This is a genomic window from Pseudomonas sp. MWU13-2517, assembly GCF_023242545.1.
Classification (GTDB): domain Bacteria; phylum Pseudomonadota; class Gammaproteobacteria; order Pseudomonadales; family Pseudomonadaceae; genus Aquipseudomonas.
On sequence record NZ_JALMFA010000007.1, the window covers coordinates 52,437 to 66,967 of the forward strand.

The 14,531-nt window shown below is 59.3% G+C and carries 19 protein-coding genes; 9 read left to right on the top strand and 10 right to left on the bottom strand.

Annotated elements, in window-relative coordinates; all coding sequences use genetic code 11:
- The first annotated feature begins 50 nt into the window (after window positions 1-50).
- The 7 genes from rplU to M5B97_RS11730 all read left to right on the top strand — a co-directional run bounded on the left by rplU (window position 51) and on the right by M5B97_RS11730 (window position 5,667).
- The gene (gene rplU, locus M5B97_RS11700) at window positions 51-365 is read left to right on the top strand and encodes a 50S ribosomal protein L21 (protein ID WP_007950961.1); all 315 of its coding nucleotides are present in this window, start codon (window positions 51-53) and stop codon (window positions 363-365) included.
- A gap of 34 nt (window positions 366-399) precedes the next feature.
- Window positions 400-657, top strand: coding sequence for a 50S ribosomal protein L27 (gene rpmA / locus M5B97_RS11705; protein WP_003176049.1), 258 nt, complete (start codon window positions 400-402; stop codon window positions 655-657).
- Between the two features lie 192 nt (window positions 658-849).
- Window positions 850-2,073, top strand: coding sequence for an Obg family GTPase CgtA (gene cgtA / locus M5B97_RS11710; protein ID WP_123715930.1), 1,224 nt, complete (start codon window positions 850-852; stop codon window positions 2,071-2,073).
- 109 nt (window positions 2,074-2,182) lie between these two features.
- Window positions 2,183-3,301: a glutamate 5-kinase gene (proB, locus tag M5B97_RS11715; RefSeq protein WP_134660238.1), complete on the top strand. Its 1,119-nt coding sequence runs from the start codon at window positions 2,183-2,185 to the stop codon at window positions 3,299-3,301.
- Between the two features lie 21 nt (window positions 3,302-3,322).
- Window positions 3,323-3,787, top strand: a complete 465-nt coding sequence (locus M5B97_RS11720) for a CreA family protein (protein WP_248731548.1) — start codon at window positions 3,323-3,325, stop codon at window positions 3,785-3,787.
- A gap of 101 nt (window positions 3,788-3,888) precedes the next feature.
- Window positions 3,889-4,371 (top strand): glutathione peroxidase, encoded by a 483-nt coding sequence (locus M5B97_RS11725; RefSeq protein ID WP_248731549.1) that lies wholly within the window; start codon window positions 3,889-3,891, stop codon window positions 4,369-4,371.
- Window positions 4,372-4,563: 192 nt separating this feature from the next.
- Window positions 4,564-5,667 carry an NADH:flavin oxidoreductase gene (locus M5B97_RS11730; protein WP_248731550.1) on the top strand — a complete coding sequence of 368 codons (1,104 nt, stop codon included), beginning with the start codon at window positions 4,564-4,566 and terminating at the stop codon, window positions 5,665-5,667.
- A 154-nt stretch (window positions 5,668-5,821) separates the two neighbouring features.
- On the opposite strand, the gene M5B97_RS11735 is transcribed toward M5B97_RS11730, so the two are convergent.
- Window positions 5,822-7,021, bottom strand: a complete 1,200-nt coding sequence (locus tag M5B97_RS11735) for a glycosyltransferase family 1 protein (protein WP_248731551.1) — start codon at window positions 7,019-7,021, stop codon at window positions 5,822-5,824.
- 54 nt (window positions 7,022-7,075) lie between these two features.
- Window positions 7,076-7,840, bottom strand: coding sequence for a sulfate transporter CysZ (gene cysZ / locus M5B97_RS11740; protein WP_123715935.1), 765 nt, complete (start codon window positions 7,838-7,840; stop codon window positions 7,076-7,078).
- 281 nt (window positions 7,841-8,121) lie between these two features.
- Here cysZ and trxB point away from each other — a divergent pair, with 281 nt between their 5' ends.
- Complete coding sequence (gene trxB, locus M5B97_RS11745; RefSeq protein WP_003176041.1) at window positions 8,122-9,084, top strand: thioredoxin-disulfide reductase; 963 nt, start codon at window positions 8,122-8,124, stop codon at window positions 9,082-9,084.
- A gap of 65 nt (window positions 9,085-9,149) precedes the next feature.
- Here trxB and M5B97_RS11750 read toward each other — a convergent pair whose 3' ends face one another.
- The 6 genes from M5B97_RS11750 to M5B97_RS11775 all read right to left on the bottom strand — a co-directional run bounded on the left by M5B97_RS11750 (window position 9,150) and on the right by M5B97_RS11775 (window position 12,143).
- Window positions 9,150-9,491 carry a HopJ type III effector protein gene (locus M5B97_RS11750; protein WP_248731552.1) on the bottom strand — a complete coding sequence of 114 codons (342 nt, stop codon included), beginning with the start codon at window positions 9,489-9,491 and terminating at the stop codon, window positions 9,150-9,152.
- On the bottom strand, window positions 9,484-9,780 hold the full coding sequence (locus tag M5B97_RS11755; RefSeq protein ID WP_123715937.1) for a DUF1244 domain-containing protein: 297 nt from the start codon (window positions 9,778-9,780) through the stop codon (window positions 9,484-9,486). Before M5B97_RS11755 ends, M5B97_RS11750 begins: the two co-directional genes overlap by 8 nt.
- Before the next feature lie 82 nt (window positions 9,781-9,862).
- Window positions 9,863-10,234, bottom strand: a complete 372-nt coding sequence (folX, locus tag M5B97_RS11760; RefSeq protein ID WP_003194073.1) for a dihydroneopterin triphosphate 2'-epimerase — start codon at window positions 10,232-10,234, stop codon at window positions 9,863-9,865.
- A gap of 2 nt (window positions 10,235-10,236) precedes the next feature.
- Complete coding sequence (gene folE, locus M5B97_RS11765; RefSeq protein WP_248731553.1) at window positions 10,237-10,797, bottom strand: GTP cyclohydrolase I FolE; 561 nt, start codon at window positions 10,795-10,797, stop codon at window positions 10,237-10,239.
- A 20-nt stretch (window positions 10,798-10,817) separates the two neighbouring features.
- Window positions 10,818-11,528 (bottom strand): dihydromonapterin reductase, encoded by a 711-nt coding sequence (folM, locus tag M5B97_RS11770; protein WP_248731554.1) that lies wholly within the window; start codon window positions 11,526-11,528, stop codon window positions 10,818-10,820.
- A 57-nt stretch (window positions 11,529-11,585) separates the two neighbouring features.
- On the bottom strand, window positions 11,586-12,143 hold the full coding sequence (locus M5B97_RS11775) for an antibiotic biosynthesis monooxygenase (RefSeq protein WP_248731555.1): 558 nt from the start codon (window positions 12,141-12,143) through the stop codon (window positions 11,586-11,588).
- A gap of 212 nt (window positions 12,144-12,355) precedes the next feature.
- On the opposite strand from M5B97_RS11775, the gene M5B97_RS11780 reads away from it, so the two are divergent.
- Window positions 12,356-13,315: a MerR family transcriptional regulator gene (locus M5B97_RS11780; RefSeq protein ID WP_248731556.1), complete on the top strand. Its 960-nt coding sequence runs from the start codon at window positions 12,356-12,358 to the stop codon at window positions 13,313-13,315.
- Window positions 13,316-13,317: 2 nt separating this feature from the next.
- On the opposite strand, the gene M5B97_RS11785 is transcribed toward M5B97_RS11780, so the two are convergent.
- Window positions 13,318-13,923, bottom strand: coding sequence for a hypothetical protein (locus M5B97_RS11785; RefSeq protein WP_134660232.1), 606 nt, complete (start codon window positions 13,921-13,923; stop codon window positions 13,318-13,320).
- 58 nt (window positions 13,924-13,981) lie between these two features.
- Window positions 13,982-14,449, bottom strand: a complete 468-nt coding sequence (locus M5B97_RS11790) for a PAS domain-containing protein (RefSeq protein ID WP_123715943.1) — start codon at window positions 14,447-14,449, stop codon at window positions 13,982-13,984.
- Window positions 14,450-14,531: the final 82 nt, after the last annotated feature.

A 14,531-nucleotide genomic window follows, 5' to 3' on the forward strand; every position in this document is an offset into this window, starting at 1 on the left:
ATACCTTTTCTTATAAAGCGCTGGGTGAGCAGGATTATCGGAGAAATACCATGTCGTACGCAGTAATTGTTACTGGTGGCAAGCAATACAAGGTCGCCCCAGGTGAATACCTGAAGATCGAAAAACTGGAAGTCGCCACTGGCGAATCCGTGACTTTTGATCGCGTTCTGTTGGTCGCCAATGGCGATGACGTGAACATCGGCGCTCCAGTTGTTGCTGGCGCTACCGTTGTGGCTGAAGTGATCTCCCAAGGTCGTCACGATAAAGTCCGCATCATCAAGTTCCGTCGTCGTAAGCACCACATGAAGCGTATGGGCCACCGCCAGTGGTACACCGAGATCAAAATCACCGGTATTCAGGCTTAATTTCAGCCTAATTCCTCACTAGGAGAATTGACTCATGGCACACAAAAAAGCTGGTGGTAGTACCCGTAACGGTCGCGACTCAGAAGCCAAACGCCTTGGCGTGAAGATGTATGGCGGCCAGAAAATCATTCCGGGCAACATCATCGTGCGTCAGCGCGGCACCCAATTCCACGCCGGTTACGGTGTAGGCATGGGTAAAGATCACACCCTTTTCGCGAAAATCGAAGGCGTGATCAAGTTCGAAGTAAAAGGCGCTTTCAACCGCCGTTACGTGAGCGTTGTCGCAGCTTAATTGCGAGATCGCTGGAAAAGCCCTGTCTTGCGACGGGGCTTTTTCGTTTGTGGAGTGAGTCTCTTGCAAAGCTGTTTGTAATGGGCTCAAGCGCTGGAATTGCGGTCGTTATTGAGGTCGCTGCGCTCATTTTTGCAAGAGTCTTATGTCTTGGTTTCTTAAGCTCGTCCATGCGACGAGAGGCGTTTTGTTATGAAGTTCGTTGATGAAGTTTCCATCCGAGTAAAAGCAGGCGATGGCGGTAACGGTTGCATGAGTTTCCGTCGCGAAAAATTCATCGAAAACGGTGGCCCCAACGGCGGTGATGGCGGTGACGGCGGTTCCATCTACATGATGGCCGACGAAAACCTCAATACCCTGGTCGACTACCGTTACACCCGGCACTTCGATGCCGAGCGTGGCTCCAACGGCGGCAGCACCGACTGCACCGGTAAAAAAGGCGAAGACCTGATACTGCGCGTACCGGTCGGCACCACGATCATCGACTCCGCTACCCAGGAAGTGATTGGTGACCTGACCAAGGCCGGGCAGAAACTGATGGTTGTGCAGGGCGGCTGGCACGGTCTGGGTAACACCCGATTCAAGTCCAGTACCAACCGTGCGCCGCGCCAGACCACGCCTGGCAAGCCGGGTGAGCAACGTGACCTGAAGCTGGAAATGAAAGTACTCGCCGACGTGGGCCTGCTGGGCTTGCCGAACGCAGGCAAAAGTACGTTCATCCGCTCGGTCTCGGCTGCCAAGCCGAAAGTCGCCGACTACCCGTTCACCACCTTGGTGCCGAACCTGGGGGTGGTCAGCGTCGATCGCTGGAAAAGCTTCGTGATCGCCGACATTCCCGGCCTGATCGAAGGGGCTTCCGATGGCGCAGGCCTGGGCATCCGCTTCCTCAAGCACTTGGCACGTACCCGTTTGCTGCTGCATCTCGTCGACATGGCGCCGCTGGATGACACCAGTGCAGCGGACGCTGCCGAAGTGATCGTCAGTGAGTTGACCAAGTTCAGTCCATCCCTGGCTGAGCGTGATCGCTGGCTGGTGCTGAACAAGTGCGACCAGATCCTCGAAGAAGAACACGAGGAGCGCGTCAAGGAGATCGTCGAGCGCCTGGAGTGGGAAGGTCCGGTCTACGTGATCTCGGCCATTGCCAAAGAAGGCACCGAGCGTCTGACCCGCGACATCATGCGCTACCTGGAAGACCGCGCCGACCGCCTGGCGGCCGATCCGGTGTTCAAGGCCGAACTGGCCGAACTCGACCAGCGTATCGAAGACGAAGCCCGTGCCCAGTTGCAGGCCCTGGATGACCAGCGTGCCCTGCGCCGTAGCGGCGTGAAGTCGGTCCATGACATCGGCGACGATGATTGGGACGAAGAAGACGTGGATGATGAAGATGGCCCGGAAATCATTTACGTGCGCGACTGATCTGTTGCTATAAACTTGAACGCCGCTCCCTGGAGCGGCGTTTTGGTATCCGGGTATAACGTTATGGGCCGCGCTGGGTCGCGCAGCCCTCAATCTAAGGTTGAAGATGATGCGGAGCAAAGTGACAGGTGCGCAGCGCTGGGTCGTAAAGATCGGAAGTGCGCTGCTGACGGCGGATGGCAAGGGGCTGGATCGTGCAGCCATGAGCGTCTGGGTCGAGCAGATGGTGGCCTTGCATGAGGCCGGTGTGGAGCTGGTGCTGGTATCGTCCGGGGCAGTTGCCGCCGGGATGAGCCGCCTCGGCTGGACCGCGCGACCCAGCGCGATGCATGAACTGCAAGCCGCCGCCGCCATCGGCCAGATGGGCCTGGTGCAGGCCTGGGAGTCCAGCTTTGCCGAGCACGGTCGCCACACGGCGCAGATCTTGCTGACCCACGACGACCTGTCCGACCGCAAGCGCTACCTCAACGCCCGCAGCACCCTGCGCGCGCTGGTGGAGCTCAAGGTCATCCCGGTAATCAACGAAAACGACACGGTGGTCACCGACGAAATCCGCTTCGGCGACAACGACACCCTGGCTGCCCTCGTGGCCAACCTGGTGGAAGCCGACCTGCTGGTGATCCTCACCGACCGCGACGGCATGTTTGACGCCGACCCGCGCAACAACCCTGATGCCAAACTGATCTACGAAGCCCGCGCCGATGACCCGGCCCTGGACGCCGTGGCCGGCAGTGTTGGTGGTGCCCTGGGCCGTGGTGGCATGCAGACCAAGCTGCGTGCCGCACGCCTGGCTGCGCGTTCCGGTGCGCACACCATCATCGTCGGCGGGCGCCTGGAGCGTGTGCTGGATCGCCTCAAGGCCGGTGAGCGTATCGGTACGCTGCTGTCGCCGGAGCGCGGCATGCTGGCCGCGCGTAAACAATGGCTGGCCGGTCATCTGCAAACCCGTGGCACCCTGGTGCTGGACGATGGCGCTGTGTCGGCGTTGTCCCAAGGCAACAAGAGCCTGCTGCCGGTTGGCGTCAAATTGGTGCAGGGCAGTTTCCGCCGTGGCGAGATGGTCGTGTGCGTGGCGCCGGACGGCCGCGAGATCGCCCGTGGACTGGCCAACTACAGCGCTCTGGAAGCGCAGAAAATCATCGGGCAGCCGTCCGACGCGATTGTCGGACTATTGGGCTACATGGCCGAACCGGAACTGGTTCACCGCGATAACCTGATCCTGGTCTAAGTCTAACCAAAGGAATACACGATGCGTGTCATGAAGGGATTGCTCGGCCTGTTGCTGGCCCTGCCGCCGTTGGCTTCGGCCGAAGAAATCGGCCAGGTGTCGACGGTGTTCAAGTTCGTCGGCCCCAACGACCGAATCGTCGTCGAGGCGTTTGATGACCCCAAGGTTGATGGCGTGACCTGCTATCTGTCTCGCGCCAAGACGGGGGGGGTAAAAGGTGGCCTGGGCCTGGCCGAAGACCGCGCCGAAGCGTCGATAGCCTGCCGCCAGGTTGGGCCGATCCGCTTCAAGGGCGAGCTCAAGGACGGCGACGAAGTGTTCAAGGAGCGCACCTCGCTGGTGTTCAAGACCATGCAAGTGGTGCGCTTCCTGGATAAGAAGCGCAATACCTTGGTTTACCTGGTCTACAGCGACCGTTTGATCGAAGGCAGCCCGCAGAATGCGGTGACGGCGATTCCGATTTTGCCCTGGCCTACCGCTCAGTAACTCGCAGGCGAGTTTTGCAATCGACGTCTATGATTGCAGGCTTGCGGGTTGTAATCTCGAAGCGCCGCAATGCGAAGAACATGGGATATCTGGAGTTCGTCATGAGTGCTTTCCACGACCTGAAACTCAAAGCTTTAGACGGGCATGAGCTGCCGCTGGCGCCTTTCAAGGGGCAAGTGGTACTGGTGGTCAACGTGGCCTCCAAATGTGGCCTGACCCCGCAATACGCGGCGTTGGAGAAACTCTACCAGCAGTACAAGGACCAGGGATTTACCGTGCTTGGCCTGCCGTGCAACCAGTTTGCAGGCCAGGAACCGGGCACCGAAGAAGAAATTCGCGAGTTCTGCAGCCTCAACTACGGCGTGACATTTCCGTTGGGCAGCAAGCTTGAGGTCAATGGGCATGATCGCCACCAGCTCTACCGCTTGCTGGCGGGCGAGGGTGCGGAGTTTCCCGGGGACATCACCTGGAATTTCGAAAAATTCCTGCTGGGCAAGGATGGACGGGTGCTGGCGCGATTCTCTCCACGCACCGCGCCGGACGATCCCACCGTCATCCAAGCCATCGAGAAAGCGCTGAGCTGAACACCGCTCGGTGTTGCTCATTGGCAAGCCTCAAGCTGCAAGCTGCAAGCACCTCGCTCCCCTTGCAGCTTCAAACTTGCAGCTTGCAGCTGCCTCCCATACCCCTTAATCACCCAGATCAATAGTGCTACCCAGCACTGTGCGTCCCTCATATTATCCACGTCATAAACCCCTCTCCCGTGGAGTGCTCCCATGCCTGTCCAAGCCTTGTTCAAACCGTTCCAGCTCGGTGCACTGCAATTGTCGACCCGTGTGGTCATGGCACCCATGACCCGTTCGTTTTCCCCGGGTGGCGTGCCCAATTCCAAAGTCATCGAGTACTACCGCCGCCGCGCTGCTGCCGGCGTGGGGCTGATCATTACCGAAGGCACTGTGGTTGGGCATCAAGCCTCCAACGGTTACCCGAATGTCCCGCATTTCTACGGTGAAGCCGCGCTGGCCGGTTGGAAGAAAGTGGTTGAAGCCGTACACGCTGAAGGTGGCAAGATCGTTCCGCAGCTGTGGCATGTAGGCAGTGTGCGTCGCATCGGTACCGAGCCTGACGCTAGCGTGCCGGCTTATGGTCCGATGGAAAAACTCAAGGATGGCAGCGTCGTTGTCCACGGCATGACCACCCAAGACATCAAGGACGTGATCAACGCCTTCGCCCAGGCCGCCAAGGATGCCCAGACCATTGGCATGGACGGCGTAGAGATCCACGGCGCCCACGGCTACCTGGTGGACCAGTTCTTCTGGGAAGGCAGCAACCAGCGCACCGATGAATACGGCGGTAGTCTGGCCAACCGTTCGCGCTTTGCCATTGAGTTGATCCAGGCGACCCGCGCCGCCGTTGGCCCGGACTTTCCGATCATCTTCCGTTTTTCGCAATGGAAGCAGCAGGACTACACTGCGCGCCTGGTGCAGACCCCTGAAGCGCTGGGTGAGTTTCTCAAGCCTCTGTCCGACGCTGGCGTGGATATTTTCCACTGCTCCACCCGTCGTTTCTGGGAGCCGGAATTTGAAGGGTCCGACCTCAACCTGGCCGGCTGGACTCGTAAGCTCACCGGCAAGCCGACCATCACCGTCGGCAGTGTCGGCCTGGATGGCGAGTTCCTGCAGTTCATGGTCAACACCGACAAAGTTGCACAGCCGGCGAGCCTGGAAAAACTGCTGGAGCGTCTGAACAACCACGAGTTCGACCTGGTGGCTGTAGGACGCGCACTGCTGGTGGACCCGGATTGGGCGGTCAAAGTACGCGAAGGGCGCGAGGGCGATATCCTGCCGTTCAGTCGTGAGGCATTGACGACGTTGGTTTGAGTAACAGTTGAAGCGTTTGCCGAGGAAGGCTGGGTAAGGAGATACCCAGCCTTTGGGCTATTCAGAATAGGGCGATGGACCCCCATCCGGGACGTCCGAATTTGGATTCATGGCCTGTTTTTTGGGGTTGAGCCTGCAGGATATGCGAACTGACTCATGGCACCCGCAGATCCTTCAGTGCAGGTGCGGCGGGTTTGGATGGATCAAAACCCTGCGCGCACACCCCCCGTAATTGGTTCTCGAACTGCTCGATAATGGCGGGCCAGCCTTGGCGACTGGCATGCTGGCGGGCATTCAGGCGTACCGTTCGCAGCGTCTCGCGCTCTTCAAGCAGCCAGTTGGCCGCATCGCAAAATGCTACTTCGTCCCCTGGCATCGCGGTCACACCGTTGTAACCGTGGCGGATGTGCTGGGTCGCCGCCGCCTGATCGTACGCCACCACCCCCAACCCTGACGCCATGGCTTCCAGCACTACGTTGCCGAAGGTTTCGGTCAGGCTGGGAAACAGGAACACATCGCCCGACGCGTAATGCCGGGCCAATTCCTCACCCCGCAGGGTGCCGCAGAAAATCGCCTCGGGCAGTGCCTTTTCCATCATTGCCCGTTGTGGGCCATCTCCGACGATGATCAGCTTCATCTGGCGCAGTGGATAAGTGTCCTGCAGGGTTTGGAAGCAGCGTTTGATCAGCCCCAGGTTTTTTTCCTGCGCCAGGCGGCCTACATGCAGCACGGCGATTTGTTCACTGTTCAAGGCCCAGCTTTCACGCAGCGCGTTATCGCGTTTGGCCGGATGGAACAATTGACTGTCGACCCCGCGCGACAGCATGCCCAGACGCTCGAAATGCCGACGCTCCAGCTCCAGGCGTTGGCTGGCGCTCGGCACCAGGGTCAAGGTCGAGCGGTTATGAAACCAGCGCAGATAATGAGTAACCATGCGGCTCAATAGGCTTAAGCCATATTGGTTCGAATACTGCTGGAAGTTGGTGTGGAAACCGCTGACCACACTGATGCCCAGGCGACGTGCCGCACGCAGGGCCGATAAACCCAGCGGCCCTTCCGTGGCGATATACAGCACGTCCGGGCGTTGACGGGTCCAGCGCCGCAGCAATTTATGCATCGACGATTGGCCCCATTGCAGGCCCGGGTAACCCGGCAGAGGCCAGCCGCGGCACAGCAGCAATTGTTCATCGTTGGGGCGACTCTGGTCAGTGCCCTGGCGGGGGCGTACCAGTTCGACTTGATGGCCACGCGCACGCAAGCCCTCGCACAGGCGGCCGAGGGTATTGGCCACCCCGTTGATTTCCGGCGGGAAGGTTTCGGTAATTAAAGTGATATGAAGCGAGGCTGTCGTCATGACCCACAGTGTCACCGTGGGCCATGTCGTCATTGTGTCATTGGGATGATGGATTTATGACGTGGTCATATTTTGCCGGGTCATCGCCTCGGCACCTTGCTCGCGCACCCAGAACAACGTGGCCCCGGCCACGGCCGCCGGCATCATCAGCAGGTTGACCACCGGCACCAACAGCACCAGATAGACGATGCCGCCGAAGCTCATGCTCTGCCAGCGCTTCTGGCGCAGCCAGGCGAGCATTTCGTTCCAGCCCAGCTTGTGGTTGTCGGCCGGGTAGTCGATGTATTGGATCGCCATCATCCACACACCGAACAGCAGCCAGAGCGGCGCCGCGATCAGGTTGACCACCGGGATGAACGACAGGATAAACAGGCCGATGGCCCGTGGTAGGAAGTAGCCCAGTTTGCGCATTTCACGGGCCAAGGTGCGCGGCACCATCGCGACCAGTTCACTCCAACTGAATGGCGGGAAGTCATCGGTGCCGCGCACCACCACTTCAACCTTTTCCGCGAGAAAACCGTTGAACGGCGCCGCGATGATATTGGCGAGCATGGTGAAGGTGAAAAACACCATCAACACCACCAGCACCACAAAGAGGGGCCATAAGATGTAGCTGAGGAAGCTCAACCAACTGGGCAGCGTCGGCATCAGACTGTCGACCCATAGGCTGAACTGATGGCCGGCGAAATAGATCAAGCCGACGAACAGCACCAGGTTGATCGCCAGCGGAAGCAGCACAAACAAGCGCAGGCCGGGGCTCAACACCAGTTTGAGGCCCTCACGCAGGTATTGCGGGCCGGAAAGAGCAGGGGCGGGCATGGAGAACTCCGAGCAGTGGGACAAACGCGCCGACCTTACCGGCTTTGCAGGTTGGGTGAAAGCGGCGACATCAGCAGTAACAAACGTCTCGATTAATCGAGTCGACTGCATAGAGACCACCTATGAGCTGGATTGTTATTCCGTATTTCCTTAATCTTGCCCCCCTCGATACGCTGCACCCATTATTTTCAGGGCCTGCGAGTTCAAGCCTTCCCCAAGTGCTTCGCGGTCCTTTTTTATTCCAGCCGCCTTGTTGTCCGGGTGGTCGATAGGAGTGAGTCATGTCTGATACCCGTCATTCGCGAGTGATTATTCTCGGTTCCGGCCCTGCCGGTTACAGCGCTGCCGTCTACGCTGCCCGGGCCAACCTCAAGCCGCTGCTGATCACCGGCATGCAGGCGGGCGGTCAGTTGACCACCACCACTGAAGTCGACAACTGGCCGGGCGACGTCCACGGCCTGACCGGCCCGGTGCTGATGGAGCGCATGAAAGAGCACGCCGAGCGCTTTGAAACCGAAATCGTGTTTGATCACATCAACAAGGTCGACTTCTCCAAAAAGCCTTACAGCCTGACCGGCGACAGTGGTGTGTACACCTGTGACGCGTTGATCATCGCCACCGGCGCCAGCGCCCGTTACCTGGGCCTGCCGTCGGAAGAAGCGTTCATGGGCAAAGGCGTTTCCGCCTGCGCGACGTGCGACGGTTTCTTCTACCGCAACAAACCGGTCGCCGTCGTCGGTGGCGGTAACACGGCCGTTGAGGAAGCGCTGTATCTGGCCAATATCGCCAGCACCGTGACGCTGGTTCATCGCCGCGAAACCTTCCGCGCCGAGAAAATCCTGATCGACAAGCTGCATGCCCGTGTGGCTGAAGGCAAGATCATCCTCAAGCTCAACGCCACCCTGGACGAAGTCCTGGGCGACAACATGGGCGTGACCGGTGCGCGCTTGAAGAACAACGACGGCAGCTTCGACGAGCTGAAAGTCGACGGCGTGTTCATCGCCATCGGCCACACTCCGAACACTTCGTTGTTCGAAGGCGTGCTCGAAGCCAAAGATGGCTACCTGGTGGTGCAGGGCGGCCGTGAAGGCAACGCCACTGCGACCAACATTGAAGGTATCTTCGCTGCCGGTGACGTGGCCGACCACGTGTACCGCCAGGCTATCACCTCGGCCGGCGCCGGCTGCATGGCGGCACTGGACGCCGAGCGTTACCTCGACGGCTTGCAGAACGCTTCGTTCTAACCAACGCTGCAAAACCAATGTGGGAGGGGCGCAACGCCCCTCCCACATTTTGCTTTATGCCTGACTCAGGAGCGGCGAGTCAGGGGCTGTGCGCTGAACTTCACACCGGCCAAGCCATTGGCGATCAACGCACGGATATTACCGTGGTCGCTGCCCTCAGGCGTCGCCAACACCGAACGGTAATGCTCACCAAACGCCAGCAATGCCTCCTGGTCGCTCAGGCCTTCCAGCAATGCCAGGCCCAAGGTCTTGCACGACCCTTCGTTCTGCCCCGCGGCGTTTTCCACGCTGCCGTTGGTGAATGCTTGCGGCTGGTAGTCATAACCGGCGGCGACAAACGCTAGGGTGTCGGCAAAGACATGTTCGCCGCTCTTGAGGCTGGCACGCAGGGTGTTCAAATCAGTCATGGGTTTTTCCTTTGGCGAACGCCGCCTGTTGGTCGGCGCTGGCTTCTTTCTGGTATTGGGCTTTCCACTCGGCGTACGGCATGCCGTACACCACTTCACGTGCGTCATCGAGGCTCAGCTCGATCTGGCGCTCGTCAGCCTCGGCCTTGTACCACTTGGACAGGCAGTTACGGCAGAAGCCGGCGAGGTTCATCAGGTCGATGTTCTGCACATCCTTGCGGCTGTCCAGATGTGCCACCAAACGGCGAAAGGCAGCGGCTTCGAGTTCGAGGCGTTGTTGATCGGTCATGGGGGATCTCTTTGAGACAGCTTCAAGCTTCAAGCTTCAAGCTGTAAGTTGTAATGGGTTGGCCTTTGCTGGTCGCTTGTCGCTAACGGCTTGCAGCTAACGTTATCGACACCGATTCGGCAAAGCGCAGCGCATGAGGCTTGTCCACTTCGACTTCGGCGTACAGCACCGATTCGTTACTCATCACCAGGTCCAGCAGTTCCTGAGTCAGGCGCTCCAGCAAGGCGAAGCGATTGCCTTCGACGTGGGCAATGATGGCCTTGGTGATGGTGCGGTAGTTCAGCGCGTGGTCGATATCGTTGTCGCGCACCGCTTCCTGGGCGGCATACAGGATCGTCAGGTTGATCAGCACATCCTGCTTGTTGAGGATTTCGTCCTCGTTGATGCCGATAAACGTGCGCAGGCACAGGTCCTTGACCCGGATGCGCGCCATGCCTGGTTGAAGTTGTGGCATTGCTACTTGCTCCGTCCAATCAGTTGCAGGAACTCCATGCGGGTGGTGTTCGACTCGCGGAACGCGCCGAGCATCACCGAGGTGTTCATGGTTGAGTTCTGTTTCTCCACGCCGCGCATCATCATGCACATGTGCCTGGCTTCGATGACCACCGCCACGCCGGCGGCCTGGGTGACCTGCTGGATCGCGTCGGCGATTTGCCGCGTGAGGTTTTTCTGGATCTGCAGGCGCCGCGCATACATGTCGACAATGCGCGCCAGCTTCGACAGGCCGAGCACCTTGCCGGTCGGAATATAGGCCACATGGGCCTTGCCGATAAAGGGCAGCAAGTGGTGCTCGCAGAGTGAATACAACTCGATGTCCTTGAGGATCACCATCTCGTCATTATCGGACGCAAACAGCGCGCCATTGACGATCTCGTCCAGGTTCTGTTCGTAGCCGTGACACAAGTATTGCATGGCCTTGGCGGCTCGCTTGGGCGTGTCGAGCAAGCCTTCGCGCTGCGGGTCTTCGCCCAGGCCCTTGAGGATCTCGCGGTAGTGGTGGGGCAGGGATAAGGTCATACGACATCCTCACAAACGGCTTACTTGATATGCCGCCCGCCGTTGACGGTCAGGGTGGTACCGGTGACATACGGGTTGTCCAGCAGGTAACGCACGCTCTGGTAGATCACCTGCGGCCCGGGTTCGATGCCCAGAGCGGACTTGGCCAGGACCTTGGCGCGGTAGGCCGCGTCGTCGTCCTCGTTGAACATCACCATCGCCGGGGCGATGCCGTTGACCTTGATCAGCGGCGCAAACTGTGCGGCAAACGACAGCGTGAGGCTGTCGAGCCCGGCCTTGGTGGCGCAGTAGGCGATGTGCTGGCGGCTGCCCTTGCGCACCACATCATCACTGATATGCACGATATCGGCAGGTGTCGAGCGCTGCAGCAAAGCAGAACAATGCAGGTTGATCAGGTAGGGCGCAAGCATGTGCACGCTGAACATGTCATGGAACGCGCGGGTTTCGTCGCCCGGCGTTTCCGCGACCCACGCCGAGGCGTTGTGGATGATTGCACGCAGGCTGTCGGTGTGAGTCTTCAATTGTGCGATAAACGCGAGAATCCCGACTTCGCTGGAAAAGTCGGCAAACAGGCCGATGGCGCCACGCTCGCGCAAAGTGTCGACGCCTTGGCGTTCGCTGCGGTAGCTGAAGATCACCGCATGACCGTCATCCAGCAACCGCTCGGCGCAGTGCAGGCCTACGCGCTGGCCGGCACCGGTGATCAGGATCGGGGCGTTGGTTGCAGTCATTGGGGGGCTCAAATCGCTGGCAGGCTGGAACTATACCAGCGACCGGCCCCCCTGTACTCACGCGGGGGCTTCGGTGACCTTGCGCGGCGGCGTGGGATGTAGCCAATTCGCCAGCAGGTGGGTCGACAGCGGGATAAAGAAGTACACCATCAACGGCGTCAGTGCCGCTGTGCTGACCAGCACACGGGAGAGCAGGTCCAGCTCGCTGAGCAGTGGCCCAAGGCCGAAGTTGAACAGCAGTGAAACCGGGAAAAATGCCAGCCAGATCGCCACCGCCTGTTTCCAGCGGGGAGGGCGTGCGCCCACGGCGCCGAACCAGCCATCGATGCCGCGTACCCGGTGCTCGGATGGGTTGGCGAACAACTCGCTGCCGCGGCTCAGCCAGGCACTGCGCGAAGCCGAGAACTCCCAGGCATGCAGGGTTTTTTCGTCGGCGAAGCGGAATATGATCTGAAATTCATCATCGTTGGGGGGCGGCGCCAGTACACCGGAACCCAGGTAGCCGGGAAAGTCGGTGGCCAATTGCTCGCCTTCGCGCAGCCAGGCCATCAACTCTTCGTAGCGTCCTTTGGCCACGCGACGCGCAACCATCAAGGTGACGGGGGAGGTAGACATTGTGTATCTCCAAATAGACGGGTGCGCGGAACCGGGTAGGTGGCGCACGAACGAAGCTGCGGGGTACTGCAGCTACGTGGAAAAAACAGGCAAGGATTATTCCTGTTTTAGAAAAATACGCCAATGACATTGGTCTAAAGCGCGCAGACCTTGAAAAAGACAGATCTAAAGGCGTTAAATGAGCGCCCGGTTACCGTTGGTTTTGGCTCAAAATGCCCGTGATTACTGCTCCGTTAGATAGTACTTCGCATCAAGATCCGGCTGATTCCGATCAGCTGTTTCCGATTCGTGAAGTCTCGAGACTGACAGGCGTCAACCCGGTTACGTTGCGCGCATGGGAACGCCGTTATGGCCTGATTCAGCCCACACGCACCGAAAGCGGGCATCGTCTCTACTCCAAGTCCGATATTGAAACCGTCCATCGCATTCTCGATTGGATAGGACGGGGCGTGGCGGTGAGCAAGGTCGGCAAGATCCTCGCCCGCGACGATCAGCAGGCAACAGTCGTGCGTTCCGAGCAGGACACGGTCGAAGACGCTGAATGGCCGCAATGGCAGGCACGCCTGAGGCAAGCCGTCAGCGCTTTCGATGATCGTATGCTGGAGCGGCTGTATGGGCAGATTGCGGGCACTTACCCCCTCAGTGTGGCGTTTCAGAACATTCTGATGCCGCTCTGGGAGGAGCTGTCGCGCCATCGAAGCCAATTCGGCCAGGCCAGCGAGTGGCTGTTCTACGATGCCTTCCTCTGCGCGCAGGTCGCGCAGCGCCTGCACTTGGCATGTACTTCCCCGGCGCCGCGTGTGGTGATGGCCGCGATTCCCGGCGAATGTCGTGAATTGGAGTTACTGGTCGCGGCATTGCTGATCAGTCGTGACGATTTGGCCGTCAAGGTGCTGGGGATGGGCCAGCCTTTTGATGAGTTGACACTGGTCTGTGAAAAGACCCAGCCCTGCGCGCTGGTGGTCTTCTCCAACCACTCACCCAATCATGACCTGCACAGGCGTTTGAACCGCTTGGCGTTGACGATGGATTGCCCGCTGTTTCTTGCCGGTGCGGCCTCGGAACTGGCCGAAGACGACCTCGCAGGCTCCTCCATCGGATGCCTGGGCAATGAAGGGCGCCTGATGCAGCGCCGTTTACGGCAGTTTCTCAACGGGCAGCTGGATACCTGAACTCAGGCATGTACGTGGGGGTGGACCAGTCGATGCTGATGCAGGATGAACTGGCGCAAGCGCTCGATTTCATCCGCGTTACTCTGGTTCAGGCGGTAGGCGAACAAGCCCCGGGCGGTTTCCCGCTCCAGCGTGCCACGCAAGGCAATGCGTTCGTAACCTGACGGGCTGAACCACAGGGAAAAGGTTTTCGGCGGTTTGGCCCGGCCACGAAACTCCACCAGCACACCCTTGAACGACACCTCATGCACCCAGAGCGCACCCGGGTTGCCGCGCACATTTTCCAGCGGCACCGGTGCTTCCAGGGCCAGGCGCCAAGGACGAACCATCGGCCCGTCTTCGAAAATGCTCGGCACACCGAGGCGCAGATGCACCGCGTGAAACTCGTCTTCAACCAATTGCAGGGGAAAGGTGAGCTGTTGGTTGTCGAACTGCGCCTGGATGGTGACGTGGTCGTGAGCGGCCAGCCGTGTGAGCAAATCGCGGATCTGTGCACCACCGTTGACAGTCAGGCTCGACCCGGCATCCCGCAGGTTGAGCTGCGGGTTATGTTGCATGTCTTGGATGAAGTCCAGTTCGTCCTGCGTCAATAGAGCATCGCGGTGCATTGATGTAGCTCAATGAGGGAGCATTAAAAGGCCATTATCGCTCTAAAGACTGCATTTTTTACAGTTTGTTAAATCCGCTTGTCGTCTTGAGTGCCGCCAGTTCGCCTTTAAGCTCGGCCACCTGCGCTTCCAGCTGCGCCACACGCTGCTGGGCTTTGACCTGGGTAGTGACGTCTTTTTGTACGCCGACGAAATACGTCTGCCCGTCGGCCTCGTTGTACACCGTCGAAAGCGACAGCTCGTTCCAGAAATGGCTGCCGTCCTTGCGGTAGTTACGCAGGATTTCCCGACAGGCACCGCCGTTGTCGAGGGTTTCGCGAATGGCCATCAGGGCGGGTTGGTCGCGGTCACCCGACTGCAGGAATCGGCAATCCTGATACAGGATATCGTCCAGCGCGTAGCCGGTCAGGCGCTCAAACGCCGGGTTGACGTAGATCAGCGGTTTATCCTTGCCTTCGCGTTCGGCGACGACGATACCGTCGTTGGAAGCATTGACGACCATTTGCATCAGCTTGGCGTTAATCATCGAGCGGTCCAGGGCTTGTTTTGGAACTTGGAGTTTATGGCAAGTCTTGAATGTTAGACGGGGTAAGCTGAAAAATTTGTGT